Source organism: Nocardioides carbamazepini, from assembly GCF_024614185.1.
In the GTDB taxonomy this organism is placed as follows: domain Bacteria; phylum Actinomycetota; class Actinomycetes; order Propionibacteriales; family Nocardioidaceae; genus Nocardioides; species Nocardioides carbamazepini.
In genome coordinates this window covers 435,981-461,040 of the sequence record NZ_JAHTLF010000008.1, presented here as the reverse complement: position 1 = coordinate 461,040, position 25,060 = coordinate 435,981, and the positions used below count along the sequence as shown (strand labels likewise).

Sequence of the window (25,060 nt, the reverse complement as noted above, 5' to 3'; positions counted from 1 at the left end):
ATGAGCACCGACACCCTGACCCCCGGCCCCCTGGCCGACGAGAAGTACTACGGCCTGACCGCCGACCAGATCGACCGGCTCGGAACCGAGCTCGACGCGCTGCGCCAGCGCGTCATCGCCGACCTCGGTGAGGCCGACGCGGCGTACCTGCGCAAGGTCGTCACGACCCAGCGCAAGATGGAGATCGCCGGCCGCGCGCTCTTCTACCTGCCGGTGATCGGCTGGCTGCCCGCCGTCGCCTGCCTGAGCGTGTCGAAGATCCTCGACAACATGGAGATCGGGCACAACGTGATGCACGGGCAGTACGACTTCCTGGGCGACCCGGCGTTCAACTCGCGGATGTTCGACTGGGACACCGTGTGCCCCGGCGAGCAGTGGAAGTACTCCCACAACTACATCCACCACACGTTCACGAACATCGTGGGCAAGGACCGCGACGTGGGCTACGGCATCCTGCGGATGGATCCCGAGCAGAAGTGGCACCCCTACTACCTCGGCAACCCGCTGTACGCCCTCTTGCTGATGACCTTCTTCGAGTGGGGCGTCGCGCTGCACGACCTCGAGGTCGAGAACATCGTGTCCGGCAAGCGGAAGCTGGCCGACAACAAGCCGCTCTACCCGGGCCTGATCCGCAAGATCCGGCGCCAGGCGGTCAAGGACTACCTGCTCTTCCCGGCGTTGACCGGCCCGCTGTTCCCGCTCACCTTCGCGGGCAACGCCGTGGCCAACCTGGTGCGCAACGTGTGGGCCTTCAACATCATCTTCTGCGGGCACTTCCCGGCCGGTGTCGCCTCCTTCTCGGAGGAGGAGACCGCGAACGAGACGCGCGGGCAGTGGTACCTGCGGCAGATGCTCGGCTCGGCCAACATCACGGGCAGCAGGCTGATGCACCTGATGAGCGGCAACCTCTCCCACCAGATCGAGCACCACCTGTTCCCGGACCTCCCGGCCCGGCGCTACCCGGAGATCGCGGGGGAGGTGCAGGAGATCTGCGAGCGCTACGGCCTGCCCTACAACACCGGCCGCCTGCACCAGCAGCTGTTCAGCGTCTTCAAGAAGATCATGCGCTACTCCCTGCCCGGCGGGCAGGCGAAGGCCGCGCCGGTGCGCGGACCCGACGCCGTGACCGAGGACTCGTTGGCAGCCTGAGGCCGCACGGGGGAGACTGACCGCCATGACCGACGGACGGGACCACCTCAGCAGGGGCGAGATCACCAAGGACGCGCTCCAGGCGGGCGCCGAGGCCGCGGCGCAGACCGTCGGCGAGGTCGCGAGCATCGTGACCCGTGCCGTCGGTGAGGTCGCCGCGGCCGTCGGCGGGTTCGCCACCGAGATCTTCGAGATCAAGGACTCCTCACGCCGCGCGCTGGCCGAGCACGGGGAGGTGCCGGCAGGCGACGCGATCGAGACCACCCCGCCGGAGGCCTGACCCGCCCGTCCGGTCGCGCGGGATCAGGTGCCGAGGTCGCGCGGCGCGAGTGCCCGGCCGAGCTCCGTGCGCGAGCTGATCGCGAGCTTGGCGTAGGCGCGCCCGAGGTGGTTCTCGACGGTCTTGGCCGAGATGTAGAGCTCCTCGGCGATCTCCCGGTTGGTGCGGCCGTCGGCGGCCAGCTGCGCGACCCGGAGCTCGCTCGCCGTGAGCTGTCGGGGGCCCGCCACGAGCCGGCCCCGGGCGGATCCGCCGGCGGTGACCGACTCCTGGTCGATCCGGGCCGCCAGGGCGCGCGCACCGCACGCGTCGGCCAGATTCCCCGCGCGAGCGAGCAGGTCCAGCGCCTCGCGACGCCGGTTGGACCGGCGTACGGCGGCGCCCAGCTCGGCGAGGGAGTGAGCGAGCTCGAGCCGTGCCGGCGATCCGGTCAGCAGGTCGACGGACTCGCGGAGGAGTCGCTCACCGGCGGCGCCGCCGGTCAGCAGGCCGGCGACGCGGCGGGCGATGCCGACCACCCTCGGCGTCCCGTGCAGCTCCGCGGCGGCGGCGTACTCCTCGGCCCGGCCCAGCGCCTCCTCGCGTCGGCCCAGGCGCGCCAGCAGCAATGCGGCGTCCGCGCGCCAGGACACCACCGGTGTCTCCAGACCGACCCGCCGCGCCCGCCGTCCGAACTCCTCGAAGGCCTCGAGTGCCTCCTCCGATCTGCCCTGGGCGGCCCGCAGACGTCCGCAGGCCCAGAACGCGTAGTGCATCGTCAGGATCTGCGGCAGCTCGGGGCCGCAGCCGCTGGCCGCGATGACCGCGTCCGCCTCGTCCAGGGCGCCCCGCTCGATCATCGCCAGGCAGGTGAAGGCGCTGATCGCGGGAACGATCGTCGGGGGGATCCCGGGGACGCCGAGCGCCTGCACGCCGTCCGCCTCGGCGTCGGCGAGGTCGCCACTCATGAACCGGGTGATCGACCGGGTGCCCAGCGCCCCGGCGACCCCGAACGCGGAGCCTCGGGCCGTGCTGTCGGCGAGGGTCGTGTCGAGCAGCGCCAGGGCCAGGTCGGACCGCTCGATACTGGCCAGGACATAGGCGAGCTGGTGGCGGGTCGTGCTCTCGGGGCCGAGGTCACGGTCCAGGGCGCCGTCGGCCAGGGCCGCGAGCGCGAGGGCTTCGATCTGTTCGACCGGTGACCCGGCGAAGCCGTGCACACTCGCGTGCACGCACAGCGCGAGCCGGTCGGCGACGGTCCTGCCGGAGGCGGGTGGCGCACCGAGCCGGGCGAGGGTCGCGGCATGGGTGGCCGGGTGCATGAGGCCCTGACCGCACAGCTCGTGCTCGAGGGGAGCCAACAGCGCCGGGTGCAGGTCGGCGAGGTCGGTCAGCGCCTCGTCCAGCAGCGACACGGCGCCGGGTACGCCATCGTGCAGCGCGTGGACCTTCGACAGCACGAGCCAAGGGGTACGTCGATCCGCCGGGTCGGGGATGAGGGTCAGGGCCTCCCGCAGAGAGGTGGTGAGCTCATCCGGATCGTCCCCGGCCACCAGTCCGGTCGCGCCGAGCTCCACGAGGAGCTCGGGCCGCACGGTTCCGTCCGCCGGCTCGGACAGGGCACGGCGGAGATAGCGGCCGGCCAGGTCCGGTGCTCCCCGATCGCGCGCGGCTGCGGCCGCCTGTCGCAGGATCTGGACGGTCTCGGGCCGGCCCTCGGCCGGGGCCAGGAGGAGATGGGGCGCGACGGCCTCGGGCCCCCTGCCGGCGGCGGACATGGCAGCGGCGGCACGCTCGTGGAGCCGCATGCTCTCGGCAGGACCCAGCCGGCCGCGGACGGCCTCGCGAACGATCGGGTGGACGAACTCGATCGGCAGCCGGGGAGCCAGGATCTGCTCGGCGGCGAGGAGGTCCAGCATCGCGGCGGCCTCCTCTACCTCGACGTCGGCCACCTGGGCGACGATCTCGAGGGAGACGTCAGCGCCCAGGACCGCGGCAGCGCGTGCCAGGGCACCTGCCTCGGCGGGCATCCGGTCGATGCGGCGCAGGATGGAGCGGGCGATGGCAGGCGGTCGGACGGCCTCGATCCGGCCGCACGACCCCCGCGTGGGCGGGACGTCCTCGGCCACCAGAGCGTCGACCAGCCGGGTCAGCAGGAACGGGTTGCCCGCGACCGCGATCCGGCAGGTCTCGGCGAAGTCCGGATCGACCGGTCGGCCCCACCGCTCGTTCATGAGCGTGGCGACCGCGCGGGTCGACAGTGGTCGGGGACGCAGCTCCTGGACGCCCGGCTCCAGGAGGAGCTCGTGCACCGCCGGCGACTCCGCCGCCCTCGCCAGCGGCCGGGTCGCGGCCAGCAGCACCACCGGGAGGTCGTGGATCCGCCGCGCGAGGTAGACCAGGAACCGCGCTGAGGGGGCGTCGAACCACTGGATGTCGTCGACCGCGATCAGGAGCGGCCCCCGCTCGGCGAGGCGGGCGATGACCCAGTACAGGCCGTGGTCCACCCCGCCGCCGAGCCCGCCGTCCTCGCTCCTGCCGGTGTCGATGGGGCGAGCGGTGATCGCAGGGGCCAGTGCGGGGGCGGCCAGGGATGCCGCGCCGCCCAGCAGCGCGGTGCGATCCCCGTCCGACAGGGCGGAGAGGGGACGCTCCAGGAGGAGGCGGATCGCGCCGTACGCCTGGTCCTTCTCGAACAGGCCACCCCGCGCGGCGTACCCGGCCATCCCGCGCCCCGCCGCCATCCGGCCGGCCTCGTCCAGCAGGCGGCTCTTGCCGAGGCCGGCCGGTGCCTCCACCACGACGAGGGAGCCGGCGCCCCGCTCGGCGGACTCGATCGCCGCGCCGATCGTCCGCAGCTCGCCGTCGCGCTCGAGGACGGTCCGGCCTTCGGTTCGGCCTTCGGTTCGGCTCACCCCCGGAAGGTACCGGGGATCCCTCACTCGTCCCACCGGCGTGCCTGGGGGGTCGTCCCTCATGCGCGCCACGGGCGAGAGCGGGGAGGGTGGAGACGACGTGTCAACGGACACGTGTCACTGCTCACGAAGGACGGACCCGATGACTTCACGCACGCCCGCCGTACCCCGGAACAACTCGCTGCGGGCACCCGCCGTCGTGCTTGCCGGCGTCGTGCTGATCGCCGGCGTCGGGGGCACCGCCACCGCGGCGGGCATGATCCACGGCAAGGACATCAAGAAGGGCACGGTCAGCTCGAAGCAGATCAAGGACGCGACCATCCAGGCCAAGGACCTCAACCCGGCCGTGCGCGCTCAGCTCGACAAGCCGGTCCCGCCACCGCCGGCCAACCCGACCAAGGCCGGGTTCACCTCGACCGTGAACCTGGCGCTGACGGCCGACGTCGAGACCCAGGTCGCCGCCCTGGCGCTCCCCGCCGGTCGCTACGCCATGACCGCGACCGTCAACCTGTTCTCCCAGGCGGCCGGCATCGCCGAGTGCGCTCTGATCGCGGGCGGCGAGCAGACCTCTGCGATCACCACGATCGGTGCCAACGGCCGGCAGAACCTGTCGATGGTGCTCGTCACGGAGCTCGCTCCCGCGAGCTCGCCGCGGCTGACCTGCATCACGCCGGGTACCGGAGCCGCCAGCGACGCGACCATCTCGACGCTCGCGGTGGCGCCCTGATCAGTCGAAGGCGAGCCGGAACCCGGCCATCCGGAACGAGCCCAGCTGGCGTGCCTCCCGCATGAAACCGAGTGGGCCGTCGGGGGCGAAGCTCCACCGACCGCGACACGGCAGTGCCTTGGCGCTGCCCTTCATCACCACGCGGGCGGTGTCGGGGTGCTCGGGGATGCCGGGCTGCTCGACCAGTCCGGTGAACGGCACCCGGATCGCGGCGCGGGACACGTCGGTGAAGCTCGCCTCGACGATCGGGCGCCGCTCCACGGTGGCCGTCCAGTCCGTGGCGGTCACGGGACCGCGGAAGGACGTCTCCAGGTCGAAGTCGCACAGCTCCTTGGGGATCGCCCAGAGCGCGCGGCCGCCGGCCTGGGAGGCGGGGGAGTCGACCCAGATGTCGGTGATCGTCACCGCGCCCTTGCCGGCCGAGTCCTTCACCGTCCGGGCCAGCAGGAGCTCGTGGTAGGTCAGCGGGCTCGGCTCCTCGTAGGAGACCAGCGCGACGCCGTACGTCCCGGCGGGGTGCTGGGCGTCGACCGCCCGGCCCAACCGGAACACGGACAGCCACAGGGACCCGTGCATGTGCCACGGGGCCGGGGGATACGGGTTCACGTCTCGTCCTCCAAGAACAGCTGGGCGGTGTGCTCGATCTCGGCCTCCATGGCCGCCGGCAGGTCGTCGGTCAGCTCGTCGGCCATCGGGCTCTCGTCGCGGGGGCCGAGCCCGGCGGCGGCCTTCTCGACGGCCGCGCCGACGTCGATGGTGGTCGCCTGCCGGACGTAGGGCTTGTCGAGCTCCTTGGCGACGTACTTCGCCACGAAGCGGCGCAGCTCGCCCTCGACGTTGGCGGCCCTGCTCGTCAGGGACGCGCGCAGCCCCTGCGCCTTGAGGCGGACGACGACCTGCGCCGAGCGCGGGGGCGTCACGTCGAGCACGATCGCGAGGTCGGTGCGGCCGTGCGCGGTGATCACCAGGGGCACGGTGATGTCGGCGTCGAAGTTCTGCTTGTCCATGCCGAGGTCGATGACGAACTTCAAGGTGACCGGCAGGTCGACGTGGAAGGACACGGGATCAGCGCCGACGCGCTCGCCGGTGGCGGTGCCGATGGTGCCCGTCGCGGTGACCTTGGCGATCCGGCCCGGGCCCACGCCCAGCGGACCGACGTCGATGGGACGGCCGGCGAGCACGTTGACGCCGGCCAGCACCCGCTCGACGGTCACGGCGGTCGCGAAGAAGCGCTCGCCCCAGGCCGCGTAGTCGATCAGGTCGTCGCTCACGCGGGTGACACTAGTGGGTGCCGCGCCCCCGCGGGCCGGTCGCCAGTCCGCGGGTCACGAGCTCGAGCGTGCGCGTGATGGCGGTCTCCCGCTCCGCCTCGTCCAGGTCGGCCAGCGGCCCGTCGGTGAGCAGCATCGCCAGCCCGTGGACCGCCGCCCACGGCCCGGCCTCGGCGTCCGGCCGGTCCCCGGGGGCGAGGTAGCCGACCGCGACAAGCTCGTCGAGCATCTCCCCGAGGAGCAGGTACGGCGCCGGGGTGCCCATGCCGTCCTGGTCGTCGTCGCGCAGGCCGCCGGTGAAGCAGGTCCGGAACACGCCGGGCTCGTCGAGGGCGAAACGGATGTAGCCGCGACCGGTCGACCGCAGCCGCTCCAGGGTCCGGGCGACGGGGTCGCCCTCGGTGGGGACCCGGTCGAGGTAGTCCGCCATCGCGGCGGCCATGCCGTCCATGGCCAGCGAGCGGGCGGCTTCGAGCAGGTCGGCCTGGTTCTCGAAGTGCCGGTAGGCGGCGGTGGGGGTGACGCCCACCTCGCGGGCGGCGCCCCGGATGGTCACCGCGTCCGGGCCGCCGGTCGCCGCGAGGTCCGCGGCCGCCCGCGCCAGCGCGTTGCGCAGGTCGCCGTGGTGATAGCTCCGCTTGCCGCCGCCCGCTGCTCCGCCCGCTGCTCCGCCCGCTGCTCCGGCCCGTTTCGAGGTGCTCACGAGAACATGTTGACACCTGCACACATTCGTGCCAAGTTAACGACCGTAAAGTTTATGTGCGCACACATTTGGAGGAGTGCGATGTTCAGCTGGATCGGTGGACTGGTGACGAGGCGGGCCCGCACGGTGCTCGCGCTCGGCCTGCTGGGGGTGGTGGTCGCGGCTGTCGTCGGCGTCGGCGCCTTCGGCAAGTTGCAGACGGCCGGCTTCGACGACCCCGACTCCGAGAGCAGCCGGGCCGCGGCCCTGCTCGAGGAGCGGTTCGCCGGCGCCGCCGACTATGTGTTCGTCGTCGAGGCCGCCGACCGCGACGTCGACTCGGCCACCTCGGCGCAGGCGGGTGCCGCGCTGACCGAGCGGCTCCGCTCGGACGGGGATCTGGCCGACGTCGCGTCGTACTTCGACGGGAGGGCGGGCCCGATGCGCTCGACCGACGGACGCTACGCGCTCGTCACCGCCTCGGTCGCCCCCGGCCAGGAGGCCGACCCGGCGGCCGTGCTCGACGAGTACGCCGGCGCGGACGGTCCCGTCACCGTCGAGGTCGGTGGCGGGGAGGTCGTCGGCGAGGAGATCGGCGCCCAGATCGGGAAGGACCTCGGCCTCGCCGAGAGCATCGCGATCCCGCTCATCCTGATCCTGCTGGTGCTGGCCTTCGGCAATGTCGTCGGGGCCCTGATCACGCTCGGCGTCGGCGTCGCCGCCATCTTCGGGACCTTCGCCGAGCTCTCGATCCTCGGCTCGAGCACCGACGTGTCGATCTATGCCGTCAACCTGACGACCGGCCTGGGACTCGGCCTCGCGGTCGACTACGGGCTGCTCATGGTGGCTCGGGTACGTGAGGAGCGGGCCGGGGGACACGCCCACCAGGACGCGGTCCGCCGCGCGGTGGAGACCGCCGGCCGCACCATCGCCTTCAGCGCGACCACGGTCGCCGTGGCGCTCGCGGCGCTGCTGGTGTTCCCGATGTACTTCCTGCGCTCGTTCGCCTACGCCGGCATCGGCGTCATGCTGATCACCGCCTTCGCCGCCGTGGTGGTCCTGCCGGCCGGCCTCAGCCTGCTCGGCGACCGGGTCGACGCCTGGCCGGTGCCCCGGGTGCGCGGCATCCGCGGCGAGGAGGCGCCCGCCTGGGCGCGGCTGGCCCGGTTCGTGGCCCGGCGTCCGCTGCTCAGCGCGCTGCCCGTCCTCGCCGGCCTGGCCGTGATGGCGGTGCCGCTCGCCGGCATCGAGCTCGGCACGCCGGACGACCGGGTGCTGCCCACCAGTGCATCGAGCCGACAGGCCGGTGACGTGCTGCGCTCGTCCTTCGCGGGCGACGGCACCCATCCGATCCAGGTCGTCACCACCTCCGCGGTGCCCGAGGCCGACCTCGCGTCGTACGCCGCGACGCTGGGGGAGCTGCCCGGCGTGGTCCGGGTGGACACCCGGACCGGCCGCGACGCCGACCTGGTCTCCGTGGTGACCGGCCTCGACCCGATGTCGGCCGACGCGCGGGCGCTGGTCGACGAGGTCCGGGCGGTCCCCGTGCCGACCGGGGCCGACGCCCTCGTGGGCGGCGCCAGCGCCGAGCTGCACGACCAGATGTCCGGCATCGGCGACCGGCTGCCGCTCGTCGCGGGCTGGCTGGTGCTGACGACGCTGGTGATCCTGTTCCTGTTCACCGGCAGCGTGATCCAGCCGCTGCGGGCCCTGGCGCTCAACGCGGTCGGTCTCGGCGCCACCCTCGGAGCGATGGTGTGGGTGTTCCAGGACGGCCACCTGTCCGGGGTGCTCGGCTTCACGCCGCAGCCGATGGACAGCTCGATGATGGTGCTGCTGTTCTGTGTCGCCTTCGGCCTGTCGATGGACTACGAGGTCTTCGTGATGAGCCGGATCAAGGAGATGCGCGACCGCGGCATGACCAACGACGAGGCACTGGTGCACGGCCTGGCCCACACCGGCCGGATCGTCAGCACCGCGGCGGCGCTGATCGCGATCAGCTTCTTCGCCTTCTTGGTGAGCTCGGTGAGCTTCATCCAGTTCTTCGGACTCGGCACCGGGCTGGCCATCCTCATCGACGCCACGCTGATCCGGGGTGTACTGCTGCCCGCCAGCATCCGGCTGCTGGGGGAGCGGTCCTGGTGGGCGCCGCGCCCGCTGCGGGCGCTGCACCGCCGGATCGGACTCTCCGAGGCGGTGCCGGTCTGATGGGACGCCGACCCGGCGCAGATTGAGTTCTCAGACACGCCGACCCGGCGCAGATTGAGTTCTCAGACACGCCGACCCGGCGCAGATTGATGTCGACAACACGCGGACCCGTCTCGCCTTCAACGTGATCTTGTTGAAGACGAGACGGGTCGGCGTCGTTCGGACTTCAGTTTGGGCCGGGTCGGTGCGATTCCGAGCTCACTCTGCGCCGGGTCAGTCCTCGGGGTCGTCGAGACGGGCCAGCCAGGTCGCGAACCGCTCGACGGCGACCTCGAACTCCGGGTGCGTGTCGACGAACTCCTGCAGCCGCTCGCCGAGCCAGGCCAAGGTGACCTCCTCGTCGCCCCGGCGCTGCTCGAGCTCCTCGATCCCGCGGTCGGTGAAGTACATCCGTCCTCCAGATCAGGCGAAGGCCTCGCCGATGAGGACCTTGGCCTCTTCGAGGTGGCGCTTGGCGGTGCCGACCGCGGTGGTCGAGGACGCGGCCCGGGTGACAGGCTGGATCGCGCGACCCAGGTCCGGGACGACGTTCAGGTAGAACGACGGCCACGGGCCCTGGTTGTAGGGCTCGTCCTGGACCCACTTGACGGTGGCGTTCGGGTACTTGTCGAGCTCCGCCCTCACCTGGGCCGTCGGCCACGGGTACAGCTGCTCGACCCGCAGGATCGCGACGTCGTCGCGCTCGGACTTCTGGCGCTCGACCACGAGGTCCCAGGTGAGCCGGCCCGAGACGAGCAGCACCGTCTTGACCTTCGCCGGGTCTGCCGTCGCGTCGGCGATCACCGGACGGAACTCGCCGGAGGTGAAGTCGGCGGGCACCGAGGCCGCCTCCTTGCGTCGCAGCATCGACTTGGGCGTGAACACGATCAGCGGCTTGTGCTCGCCGCCGAGGGAGTGCCGGCGCAGCAGGTGGAAGTACGACGCGGGCGTGGACGGCTGGGCGACGACCATGGAGTCCTCCGCGCACAGCGTGAGGAACCGCTCGATGCGCGCGGACGAGTGGTCGGCCCCCTGCCCCTCGTAGCCGTGCGGCAGCAGCAGCACGACGCCGGAGTCCTGGCCCCACTTGGTCTTGCCGGCCGAGATGTACTCGTCGATGACCGACTGGGCGCCGTTGACGAAGTCGCCGAACTGGGCCTCCCAGAGGACCAGGGCCTCGGGGCGCGCCACGGAGTAGCCGTACTCGAAGCCGAGGGCGGCATACTCCGAGAGCAGGCTGTCGTAGACGAAGAACTTCGCCTGGTCCTCGGTGAGGTTGGCCAGCGGTGTCCACTCGTCGGCGTTGACCCGGTCGATCATCGTGGCGAAGCGCTGCACGAAGGTGCCGCGACGCGAGTCCTGGCCGGCGAGGCGGACCGGACGGCCCTCCATGAGCAGTGAGCCCAGCGCGAGCATCTCACCGGTGGCCCAGTCGATCGGGCCGTCCGCGATCGCGCCCGCGCGCCGCTGCAGCTGGGGCATCACCTTCGGGTGCACGGTGAAGCCGGTGGGCGGGCTCACATACGCATCGGCGATCCGCTTGAGGACCTCCGGCATCACCGAGGTCTGGGTCTCGCCGGCAGGCTTGTCCGGGTAGTCGGGGACGGTGGTCCACTCCTTCGGCGCCGTCGACGCCTCGCGCACCTCGGTGAAGACCCGCTCCAGCTGCTGCTGGTAGTCGCGCAGGACCTGCTCGGCCTCCTCGATCGTGATGTCGCCACGACCGATGAGGGACTCGGTGTAGAGCTTGCGCACCGAGCGCTTCTGCTCGATGAGGTCGTACATGAGCGGCTGGGTGTACGACGGGTCGTCGCCCTCGTTGTGCCCGCGACGGCGGTAGCAGACGAGGTCGATGACGACGTCGCTGTTGAACGCCTGGCGGTACTCGAACGCGAGCCGGGCGACCCGGATGCAGGCCTCCGGGTCGTCGCCGTTGACGTGGAAGATCGGCGCCTGGATCATCCGGGCCACGTCGGTGGCGTACAGGGTCGAGCGGGACGCGCCCGGCGAGGTGGTGAACCCGACCTGGTTGTTGATGACGACGTGGATCGTGCCGCCGGTGCGGTAGCCGCGCAGCTGCGAGAGGTTGAGCGTCTCGGCCACGACGCCCTGGCCCGCGAATGCCGCGTCGCCGTGGATGAGCATCGGCAGCACCGGGAACTCGGTGCCGCGGTCGAGCATGTCCTGCTTGGCGCGGGCGATGCCCTCCAGGACCGGGTCGACCGTCTCGAGGTGCGACGGGTTCGCGGCGACGGAGACCTTGATGGTCTCGCCGGTGCCGGCCACGAACGCGCCCTCGGCGCCCAGGTGGTACTTCACGTCGCCCGAGCCCTGGACCGTCCGCGGGTCGATGTTGCCCTCGAACTCGCGGAAGATCTGGTTGTAGGACTTGCCGACGATATTGGCCAGCACGTTCAGCCGACCGCGGTGGGCCATGCCGATGGTGACCTCGTCGAGCCCCGCCTGGGCGGCGGCCTCGGCGATCTCGTCGACCACCGGGATGGTGGTCTCGCCGCCCTCGAGCGAGAACCGCTTCTGGCCGACGAACTTGGTCTGCAGGAAGGTCTCGAACGCCTCGGCCTGGTTGAGCTTGAGCAGGATCCGCAGCTGCTCCTCGCGGGGCGGCTTGGTGTGGGGCTGCTCGACCCGCTCCTGGATCCAGCGACGCTGCTCGGGGTCCATGATGTGCATGTACTCGATGCCGGTCGTGCGGCAGTACGAGTCGCGCAGGATCCCGAGGATGTGGCGCAGCTTCAGGAAGCGGCGGTCACCGCCGCCGAACGACCCGGTCGGGAACTCCCGGTCGAGGTCCCACAGGGTGAGGCCGTGGGACTCGATGCGCAGGTCGGGATGGCTGCGCTGCTTGTACTCGAGCGGGTCGGTGTCGGCCATCAGGTGGCCGCGCACTCGGTAGGCGTGGATCAGCTCGAGGATCCGGGCCTGCTTGTCGATCTCGTCGTCGTGGGACGTCGCGACGTCGGCGTTCCAGCGGATCGGCTCGTAGGGGATCCGCAGGGCGCGGAAGATCTCGTCGTAGAAGCCGTCCTGGCCGAGCAGGTACTTGTGGACCTGGCCGAGGAACTCGCCCGACTGCGCGCCCTGGATGACCCGGTGGTCGTAGGTCGACGTCATGGTCATGATCCGGGAGATCGCGTTGCGTGCGATCGTCTCCTCGGAGGCGCCCTGGAACTCCGGCGGGTAGTCCATCGAGCCGACGCCGATGATCGCCGCCTGGCCCTGCATGAGCCGCGGCACCGAGTTGTTGGTGCCGAGGCCGCCGACGTTGGTGAGGCTGACCGTCGTCCCGGAGTAGTCCTCCATGGTCAGCTTGTTGTCCTTGGCCTTGCGCACGATCTCCTCGTACGCCGTCCAGAACTGCGCGAAGTCCATCGACTCGCACGCCTTGATGCTGGGAGCGACCAGCTGGCGGGTGCCGTCCTTCTTCTGCTGGTCGATCGCCAGGCCCAGGTTGATGTGGGCCGGCGTCACCATCGTGGGCTTGCCGTCGATCTCGTCGAAGGTGTTGTTCATCGCCGGCAGCGCCTTGATCGCCTTGACGATGGCGTAGCCGATGATGTGGGTGAAGGACACCTTGCCGCCGCGGGCGCGCTTGAGGTGGCTGTTGATGACGATGCGGTTGTCCCACAGGAGCTTGACCGGCATGTTGCGCACCGAGGTCGCCGTGGGCACCGCCAGCGAGATGTCCATGTTCTTCGCGGTGGCGGCCGGGATGCCGCGCAGCACGGTCAGGGTCGGCTCGTCGCTCGCGGTCACGGGCGCCGGACGCGGGGCGTCCTTCGGGGTCGGCGCGGGGGAGTCGGCCTTCGGCGGCATCGGCGTGGTGGAGGAGGCGGGGCTGACCTGCGGGGCAGGGGTGGCCCGCGGGGTCGGCGCCGCGGCGGCGGGAGCCGGCGTGGCCGGGGCAGCGGCCGGGACAGCAGGCGCCGCGGCAGGGGTGGCCGCGGCGGGCGCGGTCGCCGGCGTACCGTTGCCCTTCTTGAAGTACGTCGCCCAGGCGGGATCGACGCTGTTCGGGTCGGCCTCGAACCGCTCCTTCATCTCCTCCACGAGCCACTCGTTGGCTCCGAAGTCCGCAGGAACGGGAGATCCGGTGGACTGGTCTGACGACTGCGTCACGACGTGCTTCGCCTCTTCCGATGAGCTGGACGCACTCGCCGCCGATAGCGAGTGGCTGTCGACCGCCAAGGCTAGTCCCATGCCGAAGCAAATACCGACCCGTGGGCACCGTTTGCGGCAGGGTGTTGCGCAACAGACATCGGGGCGCGGTTTCGGAGTGACGGAGAACGGGGGCAGCGGACGTGCGGACACGACCAGGACGGGGCCGGCACAGGGGTCGGCAGGGTGTCGTCGCGGCGGCTCTCGTGGCGGTCGTGGGGCTCGCCCTCACGGGCTGCTCGGGCGACGGTGACGGCACCGACGGAGGCAGCGGGGGCGCCGACGGCGGCTCGGGCGGCGAGCACGCCGTCGAGACCGAGGCCACGCTCGGCAAGGTCCGTGGCGACCTCGACGACGCGCAGGCGGCCGAGGTGCTCGAGGCCGTGACCGGGGTGGTCGACGGCTGGATCGACGGCGGGTACGCCGGCGACTACCCCCGCAGCGCGTTCGACGACGCGTTCGGGGCGTTCACCGACGACGCCCGGGAGCTGGCACTGGCCCAGCCCGCGGTGATGAGCAACGCCGAGGTCGGCGGCCAGATCGAGGGGGCAGAGGTGACTCAGCGCTCGGTGAGCGTCGACGTGCTGGGTGTGCGCGGCAAGCCGGCGGGCGCGACCGCGCACGTGGTGCTGACGGTGGAGCTGGCCGGCGGCGCCGAGCGGACCGACGAGGTCACCGGTCGGCTGCTGCTGACGCCGGGCAAGGACGGCTGGCGGGTGTTCGGCTTCGATGTGAGCCGCGGCGAGGGAGGAGCCTGAGATGCGCTTGATGTTCCGGACGCTCGTCCTCGGCCTGGTGCTGGGCCTGACCGCGCTGCTGGTGCCGGACAGCACGCCGGCGCCGACCCGGTTCACCCTCGTGAAGGTGGACCGCGCCGCCGGCGTCGATGTCGACCCCGATGTGCTGTGGATCCTCGGCGTCGGTTCCGACGCCCGTCCTGGCGAGGACCCGTCACGCTCCCGCGGCGACGCCCTCCAGATGGTCGGCATCGACACCCGCACCGGCGCGGCCACCGCCGTCGGCATCCCGCGCGACAGCTGGGTGCCCATCCCGGGCGTCGGCTCCAACCGGGTCAACGCCGCGCTCTACTACGGCGGGCCGCAGCTGCTCGGCGAGACTGTTGGCAACCTGCTCGGCGTCCAGCCCGACTACGTGATGCTGGCGCCGTTCAGCTCGCTCGCCAACCTGATCAGCGGCATCGGCGGGATCACGGTCGACAACCCGCGGGCCTTCGCCGACCAGTACCTCCATCCGGAGGGCTGGCCGGCCGGCAAGGTCCGGATCAACGGCATGAAGGCCGTCGAGTTCGCCCGGGTCCGCAAGGCGCTGCCGCGCGGCGACTTCGACCGGTCCGCCAACCAGCAGCTGGTGTTGCGTGGCATCCAGGAGAAGATCTCCCGCAAGGCCGACCAGCCCGGCTGGATCGAGAAGCAGGTGCTCTCGGTCCTCAAGCACCTCAAGACCGAGAACGTCTCCCCGAAGGAGCTGTTCCGCATCGCCCAGGCGATCGCGCAGGTCGACTCCGCGAAGGTCACCACCTGTGTGCTCCAGGGCAGCATCGGCAATGTGGGCGGCGCCAGCGTCGTGCTCCCCAACACCGCGGACGCGAAGCGGTACGGCGACGCCGCCCGCGACGACGCCACGATCGAACGCTGCTGACTCATTGCGCGAGCGTGTCGCAGACCGGGCTCGCCGCACGGACCTCGCTTCGCTCGGCCCGCGGGCGTCGCCCGGTGCGGCTGCGCCGCCGTGCGCCACGCTGCCGCGCACGCGGTCGAGACCGGTAGATGGTTGCGTTCGCATGGCGGCAAGACCGCTTCATTTGGCGCGAGCGTGTCGCAGACCGGGCTCGCCGCACGGACCTCGCTGATTGTCCGGCGCGAGCGTGTCGCAGACCGGGCTCGCCGCACGGACCTCGCTTCGCTCGGCCCGCGGGCGTCGCCCGGTGCGGCTGCGCCGCCGTGCGCCACGCTGCCGCGCACGCGGTCGCGTCCCGTAGGTCTTGCCTCCGTCGGGCGGCGAGCCTCGACGACCGAGCGCGGCTAGGCCGGCAGGTCGCCGCGGGCCTCGCGAGCGCCCTTGCCGGCGAGAGCGTCCGCCCGCTCGTTGCCGGGGTCGCCGGCATGTCCCTTGACCCAGTGCCAGGTGACCTCGTGTGCCGCGGCGGCCAGGTCGAGCCGGCGCCACAGGTCGTCGTTCTTGACCGCCGCCTTGGCGGAGGTGCGCCAGCCGTTGGCCTTCCACTTCGCGACCCAGGACATGATCCCGTTGCGGACGTAGCTGCTGTCGGTGTGCAGGTCGACCTCGGAGCGGCGGGTCAGCTCCTCGAGCGCCCGGATGGCCGCCATCAGCTCCATCCGGTTGTTGGTCGTCGCCGGATCGCCGCCGTACAGCTCCCGCTCGTGCGCGCCGTACCGCAGCACCGCGCCCCACCCGCCGGGGCCTGGGTTGCCCAGGCAGGCGCCGTCGGTGTGGATGGTGACGCGGGAGGCGGATTCGGTCGACACAGGGGAAGAGCGTACGGCCCTGAAACGCGCGAACCGCAGGCCGTGGGGCCTGCGGTTCATGTGCGCCTCCGGCAGGATTCGAACCTGCGACACCTGGTACCGGAAACCAGTGCTCTATCCCCTGAGCTACGGAGGCATGCGCCCCGGGAGGCGCGGTGAGGAACCTTACCGGGCCATATCCGTGCAAAGGAAACCGGTGCCTCTCGATACCCTTGGCCGGTGACCCCAGCGCAGCTCTCCACCACGATCGTCGACGCCCTCTCGGCGCTCGTCGAGCAGGGCGACCTCGTCCTGCCCGACGGCGTTCCCAGCGAGGTGACGGTGGAGCGACCGCGGCAGAAGGGGCACGGTGACTACGCGACCAACGTCGCGCTGCAGCTGGCGAAGAAGGCCCGGACCAACCCGCGGGCGCTCGGTGAGCTGCTGGCCGCGCGGCTGAAGGCCGCCGACGGGGTCGCGGACGTCGAGCTGGCCGGCCCGGGCTTCCTCAACATCACCGTCGAGGCGGGCGCCCAGGGACAGGTGGCGGCGGAGGTCGTCGCCGCGGGTGCGTCGTACGGCCGGACCACGACGCTCGACGGCCAGAAGATCAACGTGGAGTTCATCTCCGCCAACCCGACCGGCCCGCTGCACCTCGGGCACACCCGCTGGGCGGTGCTCGGCGACGCGATCGGCCGGGTGCTCGCGGCGGCGGGTGCCGAGGTGACCCGCGAGTTCTACGTCAACGACCGCGGCGTGCAGATGAACCACTTCGCCGACTCGATCATCGCCTCGGCGCTGGGGGAGCCCAAGCCCGAGGACGGGTACGCCGGCGCGTACGTCGACGACCTGGCGAAGGCCGTCGAGGCGGCCAGTCCCGGCATCTTCGCCCTGCCTGCCGACGAGCGGCGGACCGCCGTGCGGGCGAAGGGCTACGAGATCCAGCTCGCCGAGCAGCAGGCGCAGCTCGACTCCTTCAACACGCACTTCGACGTCTGGTTCTCCGAGCTGTCGCTGCACGAGTCCGGCTCGGTCCCCGAGACCCTGCAGCGGCTCAAGGACCTCGGTCACGTCTTCGAGGACGGCGGTGCGCTGTGGATGCGCACGACCGACTTCGGCGACGACAAGGACCGGGTCCTCATCAAGAGCGACGGCGAGCTGACCTACTTCGCGAGCGACACGGCCTACTACCTCGACAAGCGTCGCCGGGGCTTCGACCACTGCATCTACCTGCTCGGCGCCGACCACCACGGGTACGTCGGCCGGCTGCGCGCGATGGCGGCCTGCGTCGGTGACGATCCGGACCAGACGCTCGACGTGATGATCGGCCAGCTGGTCAAGATCCTGCGGGACGGCCAGGAGCTCAAGCTGTCCAAGCGGGCCGGCACGATCGTGACGCTCAACGAGCTCGCGGAGGAGATCGGCGTCGACGCGCTGCGCTACTCGCTGGCGCGCTACCCGGCCGACTCGCCGCTGACCCTCGACGTCGCCGAGATCACCAAGGCGTCCAACGACAACCCGGTCTACTACGTGCAGTACGCCCACGCGCGGACCTGTCGGATGCTCGCCAACGCCGCGGACCTCGGCATGACGCTGCCCGATCTCGAGACCGGGTTCGACCCGAGCCTGCTCGCCCACGAGCGGGACGGCGAGCTGCTGCGGGCCCTCGCGGAGTACCCGCGGGTGGTGGCCAGCGCCGCCGAGCTGCGTGAGCCGCACCGGGTCGCGCGCTACCTCGAGGACACGGCCTCGGTCTTCAACAAGTGGTACGACACCAAGGAGTGCCGGATGCTGCCCCAGGGCGACGAGCCGGTCGGCCCGGCCAACCTGGCCCGCATGGTGCTGGTCGTCGCGACGCAGACGGTCATCGCCAACGGCCTCGGCCTGCTCGGCGTGACCGCGCCGGAGCGGATGTGAACGCCCACGTCTCGCCCGGAGGGTTCACCGGTACGTCGCCCGTCTGGCTCCGCGAGCCGCGGGACGTCAACGCGCTGGTCCCGTCCCTGTGGTCGTCGTCGGCGCGCAAGGACGACGGCGTACTGCACGTCGGTGGCCTGGCCGTCCCGGACCTGGTCGCCGACGTGAACACCCCGGCCTATGTCCTCGACGAGGACGACTTCCGGGCGCGGGCCCGAGCGTTCCGCGACGGCTTCGCTCGCCAGGAGGATGTGCATTGGGACGTCTACTACGCGGGCAAGGCCTTCCTGTGCACCGCCGTGGCCCGGTGGGTGGCGGAGGAGGGGCTCTGCCTCGACGTGTGCAGCGACGGTGAGCTGACCGTCGCGCTGCGGGCCGGGGTCGACCCGGCCCGGATCGGCTACCACGGCAACAACAAGACGGCGATGGAGCTGCGCCGCGCCGTCGACGCGGGGGTCGGCCGGATCATCGTGGACTCGTTCCACGAGATCGAGCGCCTCGGTGACGTCGCGCGTCAGCTCGGCGCCACCCAGGGCGTGATGGTGCGGGTGACCGCCGGCGTCGAGGCGCACACCCACGAGTTCATCGCGACCGCCCACGAGGACCAGAAGTTCGGCTTCTCGATCTCGTCGGGCGATGCCTTCGAGGCCGCGTCGCGCGTCCTCACCCAGGACGGCCTCGAGCTGAGCGGGCTGCACAGCCACATCGGGTCGCAGATCTTCGACACGTCGGGGTGGGAGGTCGCCGCGCGCCGGGTCCTCGCGCTGCATGCCCGCATCGCCGCCGAGCTGGGACACGTCCTGCCCGAGCTCGACCTCGGCGGCGGCTTCGGCATCGCCTACACCACGCAGGACGACCCGGCCACGCCCGCGGTGCTCGCCGAGCAGCTCACCAAGATCGTCGCGGGGGAGTGCGCGGCGCTCGGCATCGACGTCCCGCACCTGTCGGTCGAGCCCGGCCGCGCGATCGTGGGCCCGGCGATGTGCACGGTCTACACCGTGGGCACGGTCAAGGAGGTCGCTCTCGACGGGGGCGCCACCCGCACCTACGTCTCCGTCGACGGCGGGATGAGCGACAACATCCGACCCGCGCTGTACGACGCCGACTACTCCTGCACCCTGGCCTCCCGGGTCTCCTCGGCGGAGCCGGTGCTGGCCCGGGTGGTCGGCAAGCACTGCGAGTCCGGCGACATCGTGGTCAAGGACGAGTTCCTGCCCGGCGACATCGCCCCCGGTGACCTGCTCGCGGTGCCCGGCACCGGTGCCTACGGCCGGTCGATGGCGTCCAACTACAACCACGCCCTCCGCCCGCCCGTCGTCGCTGTCAAGGACGGCCGGGCCCGGGTGGTCGTGCGGCGGGAGACGGTCGACGACCTGCTCGCCACCGACGTCGGCTGAGGGTCCCTGCCCGTCCGGCCGCTCGCCGGAGCCGCGGTCAGCCTCTGCGCTTCGCCTTGCGCAGGTTGTGCTTGAGGCCGGACACCACGACGTCGTCGATGATCCAGCGGACGTAGGCGCAGTAGAGGACCTTGCGGGTGGTGCCGCTCTTGTAGGGGAGCACCTTCTTGAACGCGCCGCCCTCGCCGAGGTGGAGGCCGCTGTAGAGGTGCGCGGTCTTGTCGCCGTTGGCGATGAAGATGCTCCGCATCTCGTCGAACGCGACCGGGCAGGCCTTGACCACCGACCGGGCGGCGACGAACAGGTCCAGGTCATAGGTGTAGGTGATGGAGCTGCCGGGGGAGATCGGGCCGGACCTGTTGGTCCCCCAGACCTTCAGGCGCACCCGGCCACTCGCCTGCGGGCGGCCCTTCACGTCCAGGTAGAGCTCGCTCTCGGGGAAGTTCGGTGCGGCGGCGTACTCCGACTTCCAGCCCCCTTGCGCGGCTGCTTCGGCCGGGCGTTGCCCCGCGGCGTGGACGGATGCGCCGGGCGCGGAGACCAGCAGCGCGATCAGGAGGAGCAGGACGCCGAGTCGGTTGCTCATGCGGACACATCAACATGACTTCGGCGGCGGCGCAACCTCAGCCGGACCGCCCGACGAGCCGCACCGGCCCGTCGCCGTACTCCCGCAGGACGTCGCCCGGGTTGGCCAGCGAGCACGACCGCAGGGACAGGCAGCCGCAGCCGATGCAGTCGTCGAGCGTGTCGCGCAGCCTCCCCAGCCGGGCGATCCGCTCGTCGAGCGCGCTGCGCCAGGTGCGTGACAGCCGCGCCCAGTCCGCCTTCGTGGGTGTCCGACCCTCGGGCAGCGTGGCCAGCGCGTCCCGGATCTCCGCGAGGGAGACACCGACGCCCTGGGAGACCCGGATGAACGCGACCCGGCGCAGCACGTCGCGGTGGTAGCGGCGCTGGTTGCCGGCGGTCCGGAGGCTGGTGATCAGGCCCTCCCGCTCGTAGTAGTGCAGGGCGGACACCGCGACACCCGAGCGGTGGGCGAGATCGCCGGGAGTGAGATCGTGGCTGCGCAGGGAGCGGTTGATGTCAGTCATTGACCTCAACCCTAGTTCAGGTTATCGACTTGCGTCATGCGAGCGATCCGCCACCACGCCTTCGGGCCCGCCGACGTCCTGCGCCTCGAGCAGCTCCCCGACCCCGAGCCCGGGGCGGGTCAGCTCCGGGTCGCGGTCGAGGCGGCCGGCGTCCATCTGCTCGACACCTCGATCCGCGCCGGCATGTCCTTCCCGTCGACGCCGCTGCCCGAGCTCCCGATGGTTCCCGGACGCGAGGTCGCCGGCGTCGTCGACCGCGTCGGGGCGGGGGTCGACGACGCCTGGGTCGGTCGTCGGGTGGTCGCCCACCTGGGGCCGGGAGCCCGGGGCGGCTACGCGGAGCTGACGCTCGTCGACGCCGGACGCGTGTACGACGTCCCAGACGGACTCGACGCCCCGACCGCGGTGGCCGCGATAGGGACCGGCCGCACCGCCGCCGGCATCCTCGACCACGCGGCGATCACCGCCGACGACGTCGTGGTCGTCACCTCCGCGGCCGGCGGTCTCGGCGCCCTCCTGATCCAGGGCGCCCGCAACGCCGGCGCCCGCACTGTCGGCCTGGCCGGTGGCGCCAAGCTCGACCTCGTCCGCGGCTTCGGCGCCGACACGGCCGTCGACTACCGCGACCCGGAGTGGCTCGACGTGTTGCGGGCGGCCGAACCGCGACTGACCCTGCTCCTCGACGGTGTCGGCGGCAAGGTGCCCCGCGCGCTCCACGGGCTGCTCGAACCGGGCGGGCGGATGGTGAGGTTCTCCGGTGACACCGAGGGCTACGACGCCCCGGACCGCCGTATCGTCGACGTGCTCGGTCCGGTGATGCTGTCCCGGCTGGCCGAGTTCGAGCAGCAGGCCCTCGCCGCGGCGGCGGACGGCAGCCGGGTGCCCCACGTCGGCACGACCGTCCCGCTCGCCGACGCCGCCGCGGCGCACCGCGCCCTCGAGGACCGCACGTCCGTCGGCAAGGTCGTCCTCCTGGTCGACCGGACCGGCGGGTGACGTCCGTCCTCCCCGCCACGGTGACCTCACCGTGGCGCGGCCGGCACGGTCGGACCACCGTCGGCGTCTTCTCCCTCGCCTTCCTCTTCGCCTTCGAGGCGCTCGCCGTCGCGACGGTGATGCCCGACGTCGCCGAGGAGCTCGACGGGCTGCGCTGGTACGCCGTCGCGTTCGCCGCCCCTCTCGCCGCGGCCGTGGTGGCCCTGCCCGTCACGGGCGCCGCGGTCGACCGGCTCGGCCCCGGACCGGCGCTGCGCCGCGGCCTGGTCGTCTTCTGCGTCGGCGTCGTGGTCGCCGGGCTCGCGCCGAGCATGCCGGTCTTCCTGCTCGGTCGTCTCGTCCACGGGTACGGCGGCGGGGTGCTCGGCGTCGCCCTCTACGTCCTCATCGCCCAGACCTACCCCGAGCACCTGCGCCCACGGGTGTTCGCCGTGCTGACGATGGGCTGGGTGCTGCCCGCGCTGGTCGGCCCGGTGATCGCGGCGCGCGTGGCCGACACGGTCGGCTGGCGCTGGGTGTTCCTCGGCGTACCGGTGCTAGCGGTCGCCGCCTGGCTGCTCGTCGCCGACGCGCCCTCGCGCGCCACACCGGCCCGCCCACAGCCGGGCCGGCTGCCGTTCGCCCTGCTGGCCGCCGGTGGTGTGCTGCTCGTCAGCGTCGCCGGGCAGCGCGCGCTCCCGCTCTGGCCGCTGCTCGTCGTAGCCGGCCTCGCGGCGATCGTCGCCGGGGGAGCGCGGCTGCTCCCACCACGGGTCTGGACGCTGCGCGCCGGGCTGCCCGCGGTACTCGGCACCCGCGCGGCGGCCGGGACGGCCTTCGCCGCAGCCGAGGTCTACCTGCCGCTCCTGCTCACCCTGGAGCGGGACCTCACCCTCACCCGGGCCGGTTGGGTCCTCACCGTCGGTGCGGTCACCTGGTCCGGTGGCGCGGTGCTCGCCGCGCGCTGGTCGGTGCTCGCGGACCAGGCCGGCCGGGTCCGGCTCGGGGCGGCGCTGCTCGGGGCGGGGATCGGCGGCTTCGCGCTGGTGTCGGTCCCGGCGGTCCCGCTGGTCGTACCGGTGCTGGCCTGGGGATGCGCCGGCCTCGGCATCGGCATGGCGTTCCCGACGCTGTCGGTGCTCGCGCTGGCGACCGCCACCGAGGGCGAGGAGGGCCGGACGTCCTCCGCGCTGCAGCTCAGCGACTACCTGGCCACCAGCGCCGGCGTCGCACTCGGCGGCGTGCTCTTCGCGGGCTTCGCCGAGACCGCGCCGGTCCCGGCCGCGACCGCGCTGGTCGTCGCGGCCGCCGTGCTGGGCCTCCTCGCCCTCGTCCCGGCCCGCCGTCTCCACGCCTGAGGCGACCGCAAGGTGTCCGCGATCTGCCGTCCCTGACCGGACGGACCACAACCGCCGATACCCTTGCGGCGTGAACAGTCCTCTCAAGGTTGCCGTGCTCGGCTGCGGTTCGGTGGGGTCGCAGGTGGTGCGCCTCCTCGGCGAGCAGGCCGATGACCTGGCTGCCCGCGTCGGGGCGCCCGTGGAGCTGGTCGGCGTCGCCGTACGCCGCCTCGATGCGCCCCGCGAGGTCGACGTGCCGGCCCAGCTGCTCACCACCGACGCCGCCGCGCTCGTCGCCCGCGCCGACGTCGACGTCGTCATCGAGGTGATCGGCGGCATCGAGCCGGCCCGGTCCCTCATCCTGTCCGCGCTCGAGCACGGTGCCTCGGTCGTCACGGCCAACAAGGCGCTGCTCGCCGAGGACGGCGCGACGCTCTTCGAGGCGGCCGAGAAGGCCGGCCGTGACCTCTACTACGAGGCGGCCGTGGCCGGCGCCATCCCGATCCTGCGCCCGCTGCGCGAGTCGCTCGCCGGCGACAAGGTGACTCGGGTGCTGGGCATCGTCAACGGCACGACCAACTTCATCCTCGACAAGATGGACACTGCGGGCAGCGGCTTCGGCGACGCGCTCGAGGAGGCCCAGGCCCTCGGGTACGCCGAGGCCGACCCGACGGCCGATGTCGAGGGCTTCGACGCCGCAGCCAAGGCCGCGATCCTCGCGAGCCTGGCCTTCCACTCGCGGGTGACCGCTGCCGACGTGCACCGCGAGGGCATCACCGAGGTGACCGCCGGCGACGTCCGCTCGGCCCGCGACATGGGCAGCGTCGTCAAGCTGCTGGCCATCGCCGAGCTGCGCGAGGACATCGACGGGGAGGCGGACGGAGCGATCTCGGTCCGCGTCCACCCGGCGATGATCCCCCGCTCCCACCCGTTGGCCAGCGTTCGCGAGGCCTACAACGCCGTCTTCGTCGAGTCGGAGGCCGCCGGCCAGCTGATGTTCTACGGCCCCGGAGCCGGCGGCTCGCCGACCGCGAGCGCGGTGCTCGGCGACCTCGTCACGGTCGCTCGCAACCATCGGCAGGGCACCCGCGGCGTCGGCGAGTCGGCGTACGCCGACCGGGCGGTGCTGCCGATGGGCGAGACCCGGACCCGCTACCACGTGGCCATCGACGTCGACGACCGCGCCGGCGTGCTGGCCGCGGTCGCGTACGCCTTCGCCGAGAACGGCGTCTCGATCCAGACCGTCCGCCAGGAGGGCAGGGGCAACGACGCCCAGCTCGTCGTCGTCTCGCACGAGGCGACGGACGCGGCGCTGGCCGCAACCGTGGAGCAGCTGCGGGACATGGAGATCGTCCGCGAGGTCACCTCGGTGATGCGCGTCGAGGGAGCCGAAGAGTGAGCATGAGCAACCCCGTCCGTCCTGCCAACGGGCAGTGGCGCGGTGTGATCGAGGAGTACCGCGAGCTCCTCGACATCCCGCAGGACACCCCGGCGGTGACGCTGCGGGAGGGCGGGACGCCGCTGGTCCACTCCGAGTGGCTCTCGGGGCTGACCGGCGCCCAGGTGTGGCTCAAGGTCGAGGGCAGCAACCCCACCGGCTCCTTCAAGGACCGCGGCATGACCGCGGCCCTGTCGGTCGCCGTCCACGAGGGTGCCAAGGCCGTGGTGTGCGCGTCCACCGGCAACACGTCCGCGTCGATGGCGGCCTACGCCGCGAAGGCCGGCGTCACCCCGATCGTGCTGGTCCCCGAGGGCAAGATCGCGGCGGGCAAGATGGCGCAGGCCGTGCTCCACGGCTCCCAGGTCATCCAGGTCCGCGGCAACTTCGACGACTGCCTGCGGATGGCCCGAGAGATGGCCTGGAAGTATCCCGTCGCCCTCGTCAACTCGGTCAACCCGGCCCGGCTCGAGGGGCAGAAGACGGCCGCCTTCGAGATCGTCGACTTCCTCGGCGACGCCCCCGACTTCCACCTGCTCCCGGTCGGCAACGCCGGCAACATCTCGGCGTACTGGCTCGGCTACACCCAGTACGCCGCCCTCGGCCGCGCCACCCGGAAGCCGGTGATGCGCGGCTTCCAGGCGGAGGGCGCAGCGCCGCTGGTGACCGGTGAGCCGTTCCCCGACCCGGAGACCCGCGCGACGGCCATCCGGATCGGCAACCCCGCCTCCTGGAAGCTCGCCGAGGCCGCCCGCGACGAGTCCGGCGGCCAGTTCGCCGCCGTCTCCGACGCGCAGATCCTGGCCGCCCAGAAGGCCCTCGCCGCCAACGACGGGGTCTTCGTCGAGCCCGCCTCGGCCGCCGGGATCGCCGGACTGCTCGCCGAGCTCGACGCGGGGGAGTCCTACCAGGGCACCACCGTGGCGATCACCGTGACCGGCCACGGCCTCAAGGACATCGCCACCGCTCTCGACGGTCTGGTCCTGCCCGAGACCGTGGTCGACGCCGATGTCGACGCCGCCGCGCAGGCCGCCGGACTCTGAGCTGCAG

At 72.1% G+C, this 25,060-nt stretch carries 21 protein-coding genes and 1 tRNA gene; 12 read left to right on the top strand and 10 right to left on the bottom strand.

Going from position 1 to position 25,060, the window contains the following annotated elements:
- Positions 1-1,149 (top strand): fatty acid desaturase family protein, encoded by a 1,149-nt coding sequence (locus KVF89_RS04765; protein ID WP_257423818.1) that lies wholly within the window; start codon positions 1-3, stop codon positions 1,147-1,149.
- Positions 1,150-1,174: 25 nt separating this feature from the next.
- On the top strand, positions 1,175-1,429 hold the full coding sequence (locus KVF89_RS04760) for a hypothetical protein (protein WP_257423817.1): 255 nt from the start codon (positions 1,175-1,177) through the stop codon (positions 1,427-1,429).
- Between the two features lie 23 nt (positions 1,430-1,452).
- Here the strand turns inward: KVF89_RS04760 and KVF89_RS04755 are convergent, their stop codons facing one another.
- Complete coding sequence (locus KVF89_RS04755; RefSeq protein ID WP_257423816.1) at positions 1,453-4,323, bottom strand: LuxR C-terminal-related transcriptional regulator; 2,871 nt, start codon at positions 4,321-4,323, stop codon at positions 1,453-1,455.
- 142 nt (positions 4,324-4,465) lie between these two features.
- On the opposite strand from KVF89_RS04755, the gene KVF89_RS04750 reads away from it, so the two are divergent.
- Positions 4,466-5,050 carry a hypothetical protein gene (locus tag KVF89_RS04750; protein WP_257423815.1) on the top strand — a complete coding sequence of 195 codons (585 nt, stop codon included), beginning with the start codon at positions 4,466-4,468 and terminating at the stop codon, positions 5,048-5,050.
- On the opposite strand, the gene KVF89_RS04745 is transcribed toward KVF89_RS04750, so the two are convergent.
- The 3 genes from KVF89_RS04745 to KVF89_RS04735 are packed head-to-tail and all read right to left on the bottom strand — an operon-like array spanning position 5,051 to position 7,024.
- Entirely contained in the window at positions 5,051-5,656 is a 606-nt protein-coding gene (locus KVF89_RS04745; protein WP_257423814.1) for an acetoacetate decarboxylase family protein, read from the bottom strand.
- Positions 5,653-6,321 (bottom strand): hypothetical protein, encoded by a 669-nt coding sequence (locus KVF89_RS04740; protein ID WP_257423813.1) that lies wholly within the window; start codon positions 6,319-6,321, stop codon positions 5,653-5,655. Before KVF89_RS04740 ends, KVF89_RS04745 begins: the two co-directional genes overlap by 4 nt.
- Before the next feature lie 10 nt (positions 6,322-6,331).
- On the bottom strand, positions 6,332-7,024 hold the full coding sequence (locus KVF89_RS04735; protein ID WP_257423812.1) for a TetR/AcrR family transcriptional regulator: 693 nt from the start codon (positions 7,022-7,024) through the stop codon (positions 6,332-6,334).
- A gap of 81 nt (positions 7,025-7,105) precedes the next feature.
- Here KVF89_RS04735 and KVF89_RS04730 point away from each other — a divergent pair, with 81 nt between their 5' ends.
- Entirely contained in the window at positions 7,106-9,211 is a 2,106-nt protein-coding gene (locus KVF89_RS04730) for an MMPL family transporter (RefSeq protein WP_257423811.1), read from the top strand.
- A 213-nt stretch (positions 9,212-9,424) separates the two neighbouring features.
- Here the strand turns inward: KVF89_RS04730 and KVF89_RS04725 are convergent, their stop codons facing one another.
- Positions 9,425-9,601, bottom strand: coding sequence for a DUF6104 family protein (locus KVF89_RS04725; RefSeq protein ID WP_179650634.1), 177 nt, complete (start codon positions 9,599-9,601; stop codon positions 9,425-9,427).
- A 12-nt stretch (positions 9,602-9,613) separates the two neighbouring features.
- Entirely contained in the window at positions 9,614-13,327 is a 3,714-nt protein-coding gene (locus KVF89_RS04720) for a multifunctional oxoglutarate decarboxylase/oxoglutarate dehydrogenase thiamine pyrophosphate-binding subunit/dihydrolipoyllysine-residue succinyltransferase subunit (protein WP_257423810.1), read from the bottom strand.
- 254 nt (positions 13,328-13,581) lie between these two features.
- Between KVF89_RS04720 and KVF89_RS04715 the strand changes: the two genes are divergently transcribed.
- Both KVF89_RS04715 and KVF89_RS04710 read left to right on the top strand, forming a co-directional pair.
- Positions 13,582-14,124, top strand: coding sequence for a hypothetical protein (locus KVF89_RS04715; protein WP_257423809.1), 543 nt, complete (start codon positions 13,582-13,584; stop codon positions 14,122-14,124).
- Position 14,125: 1 nt separating this feature from the next.
- On the top strand, positions 14,126-15,025 hold the full coding sequence (locus KVF89_RS04710; protein ID WP_257423808.1) for an LCP family protein: 900 nt from the start codon (positions 14,126-14,128) through the stop codon (positions 15,023-15,025).
- A gap of 383 nt (positions 15,026-15,408) precedes the next feature.
- Here the strand turns inward: KVF89_RS04710 and rnhA are convergent, their stop codons facing one another.
- Positions 15,409-15,873, bottom strand: coding sequence for a ribonuclease HI (rnhA, locus tag KVF89_RS04705; RefSeq protein ID WP_257423806.1), 465 nt, complete (start codon positions 15,871-15,873; stop codon positions 15,409-15,411).
- Positions 15,874-15,936: 63 nt separating this feature from the next.
- A tRNA-Arg gene (locus KVF89_RS04700) sits at positions 15,937-16,009 on the bottom strand.
- Between the two features lie 83 nt (positions 16,010-16,092).
- Here KVF89_RS04700 and argS point away from each other — a divergent pair.
- On the top strand, positions 16,093-17,769 hold the full coding sequence (gene argS / locus KVF89_RS04695) for an arginine--tRNA ligase (protein WP_257423804.1): 1,677 nt from the start codon (positions 16,093-16,095) through the stop codon (positions 17,767-17,769).
- Positions 17,766-19,166 (top strand): diaminopimelate decarboxylase, encoded by a 1,401-nt coding sequence (gene lysA, locus KVF89_RS04690; protein WP_257423802.1) that lies wholly within the window; start codon positions 17,766-17,768, stop codon positions 19,164-19,166. The genes argS and lysA overlap by 4 nt, the downstream gene beginning before the upstream one ends.
- A 37-nt stretch (positions 19,167-19,203) precedes the next feature.
- On the opposite strand, the gene KVF89_RS04685 is transcribed toward lysA, so the two are convergent.
- Entirely contained in the window at positions 19,204-19,752 is a 549-nt protein-coding gene (locus KVF89_RS04685; RefSeq protein WP_257423800.1) for a hypothetical protein, read from the bottom strand.
- Between the two features lie 37 nt (positions 19,753-19,789).
- A complete protein-coding gene (gene soxR, locus KVF89_RS04680) occupies positions 19,790-20,257 on the bottom strand; it encodes a redox-sensitive transcriptional activator SoxR (RefSeq protein ID WP_257423798.1) in 468 nt (155 codons plus the stop codon).
- A 36-nt stretch (positions 20,258-20,293) separates the two neighbouring features.
- Here soxR and KVF89_RS04675 point away from each other — a divergent pair, with 36 nt between their 5' ends.
- The 4 genes from KVF89_RS04675 (at position 20,294) to thrC (ending at position 25,053) form a co-directional block, all read left to right on the top strand.
- Positions 20,294-21,253: a zinc-binding dehydrogenase gene (locus KVF89_RS04675; RefSeq protein WP_257423796.1), complete on the top strand. Its 960-nt coding sequence runs from the start codon at positions 20,294-20,296 to the stop codon at positions 21,251-21,253.
- Complete coding sequence (locus KVF89_RS04670) at positions 21,250-22,590, top strand: MFS transporter (RefSeq protein WP_257423794.1); 1,341 nt, start codon at positions 21,250-21,252, stop codon at positions 22,588-22,590. The genes KVF89_RS04675 and KVF89_RS04670 overlap by 4 nt, the downstream gene beginning before the upstream one ends.
- A gap of 70 nt (positions 22,591-22,660) precedes the next feature.
- The gene (locus KVF89_RS04665; RefSeq protein WP_257423792.1) at positions 22,661-23,971 is read left to right on the top strand and encodes a homoserine dehydrogenase; all 1,311 of its coding nucleotides are present in this window, start codon (positions 22,661-22,663) and stop codon (positions 23,969-23,971) included.
- A gap of 2 nt (positions 23,972-23,973) precedes the next feature.
- Positions 23,974-25,053 carry a threonine synthase gene (gene thrC, locus KVF89_RS04660; RefSeq protein ID WP_257423791.1) on the top strand — a complete coding sequence of 360 codons (1,080 nt, stop codon included), beginning with the start codon at positions 23,974-23,976 and terminating at the stop codon, positions 25,051-25,053.
- The last annotated feature ends 7 nt before the right edge of the window (positions 25,054-25,060 follow it).

What these genes read in the sequence shown, in the direction of transcription:
- KVF89_RS04765 (WP_257423818.1), top strand. Translation starts at nt 1, where the DNA reads ATGAGCACCGACACCCTGACCCCCGGCCCCCTGGCCGACGAGAAGTAC.
- KVF89_RS04760 (WP_257423817.1), top strand. Translation starts at nt 1,175, where the DNA reads ATGACCGACGGACGGGACCACCTCAGCAGGGGCGAGATCACCAAGGAC.
- KVF89_RS04750 (WP_257423815.1), top strand. Translation starts at nt 4,466, where the DNA reads ATGACTTCACGCACGCCCGCCGTACCCCGGAACAACTCGCTGCGGGCA.
- KVF89_RS04730 (WP_257423811.1), top strand. Translation starts at nt 7,106, where the DNA reads ATGTTCAGCTGGATCGGTGGACTGGTGACGAGGCGGGCCCGCACGGTG.
- KVF89_RS04725 (WP_179650634.1), bottom strand. Translation starts at nt 9,601, where the DNA reads ATGTACTTCACCGACCGCGGGATCGAGGAGCTCGAGCAGCGCCGGGGC.
- KVF89_RS04710 (WP_257423808.1), top strand. Translation starts at nt 14,126, where the DNA reads ATGCGCTTGATGTTCCGGACGCTCGTCCTCGGCCTGGTGCTGGGCCTG.
- KVF89_RS04685 (WP_257423800.1), bottom strand. Translation starts at nt 19,752, where the DNA reads ATGAGCAACCGACTCGGCGTCCTGCTCCTCCTGATCGCGCTGCTGGTC.
- soxR (WP_257423798.1), bottom strand. Translation starts at nt 20,257, where the DNA reads ATGACTGACATCAACCGCTCCCTGCGCAGCCACGATCTCACTCCCGGC.
- KVF89_RS04675 (WP_257423796.1), top strand. Translation starts at nt 20,294, where the DNA reads ATGCGAGCGATCCGCCACCACGCCTTCGGGCCCGCCGACGTCCTGCGC.
- thrC (WP_257423791.1), top strand. Translation starts at nt 23,974, where the DNA reads ATGAGCAACCCCGTCCGTCCTGCCAACGGGCAGTGGCGCGGTGTGATC.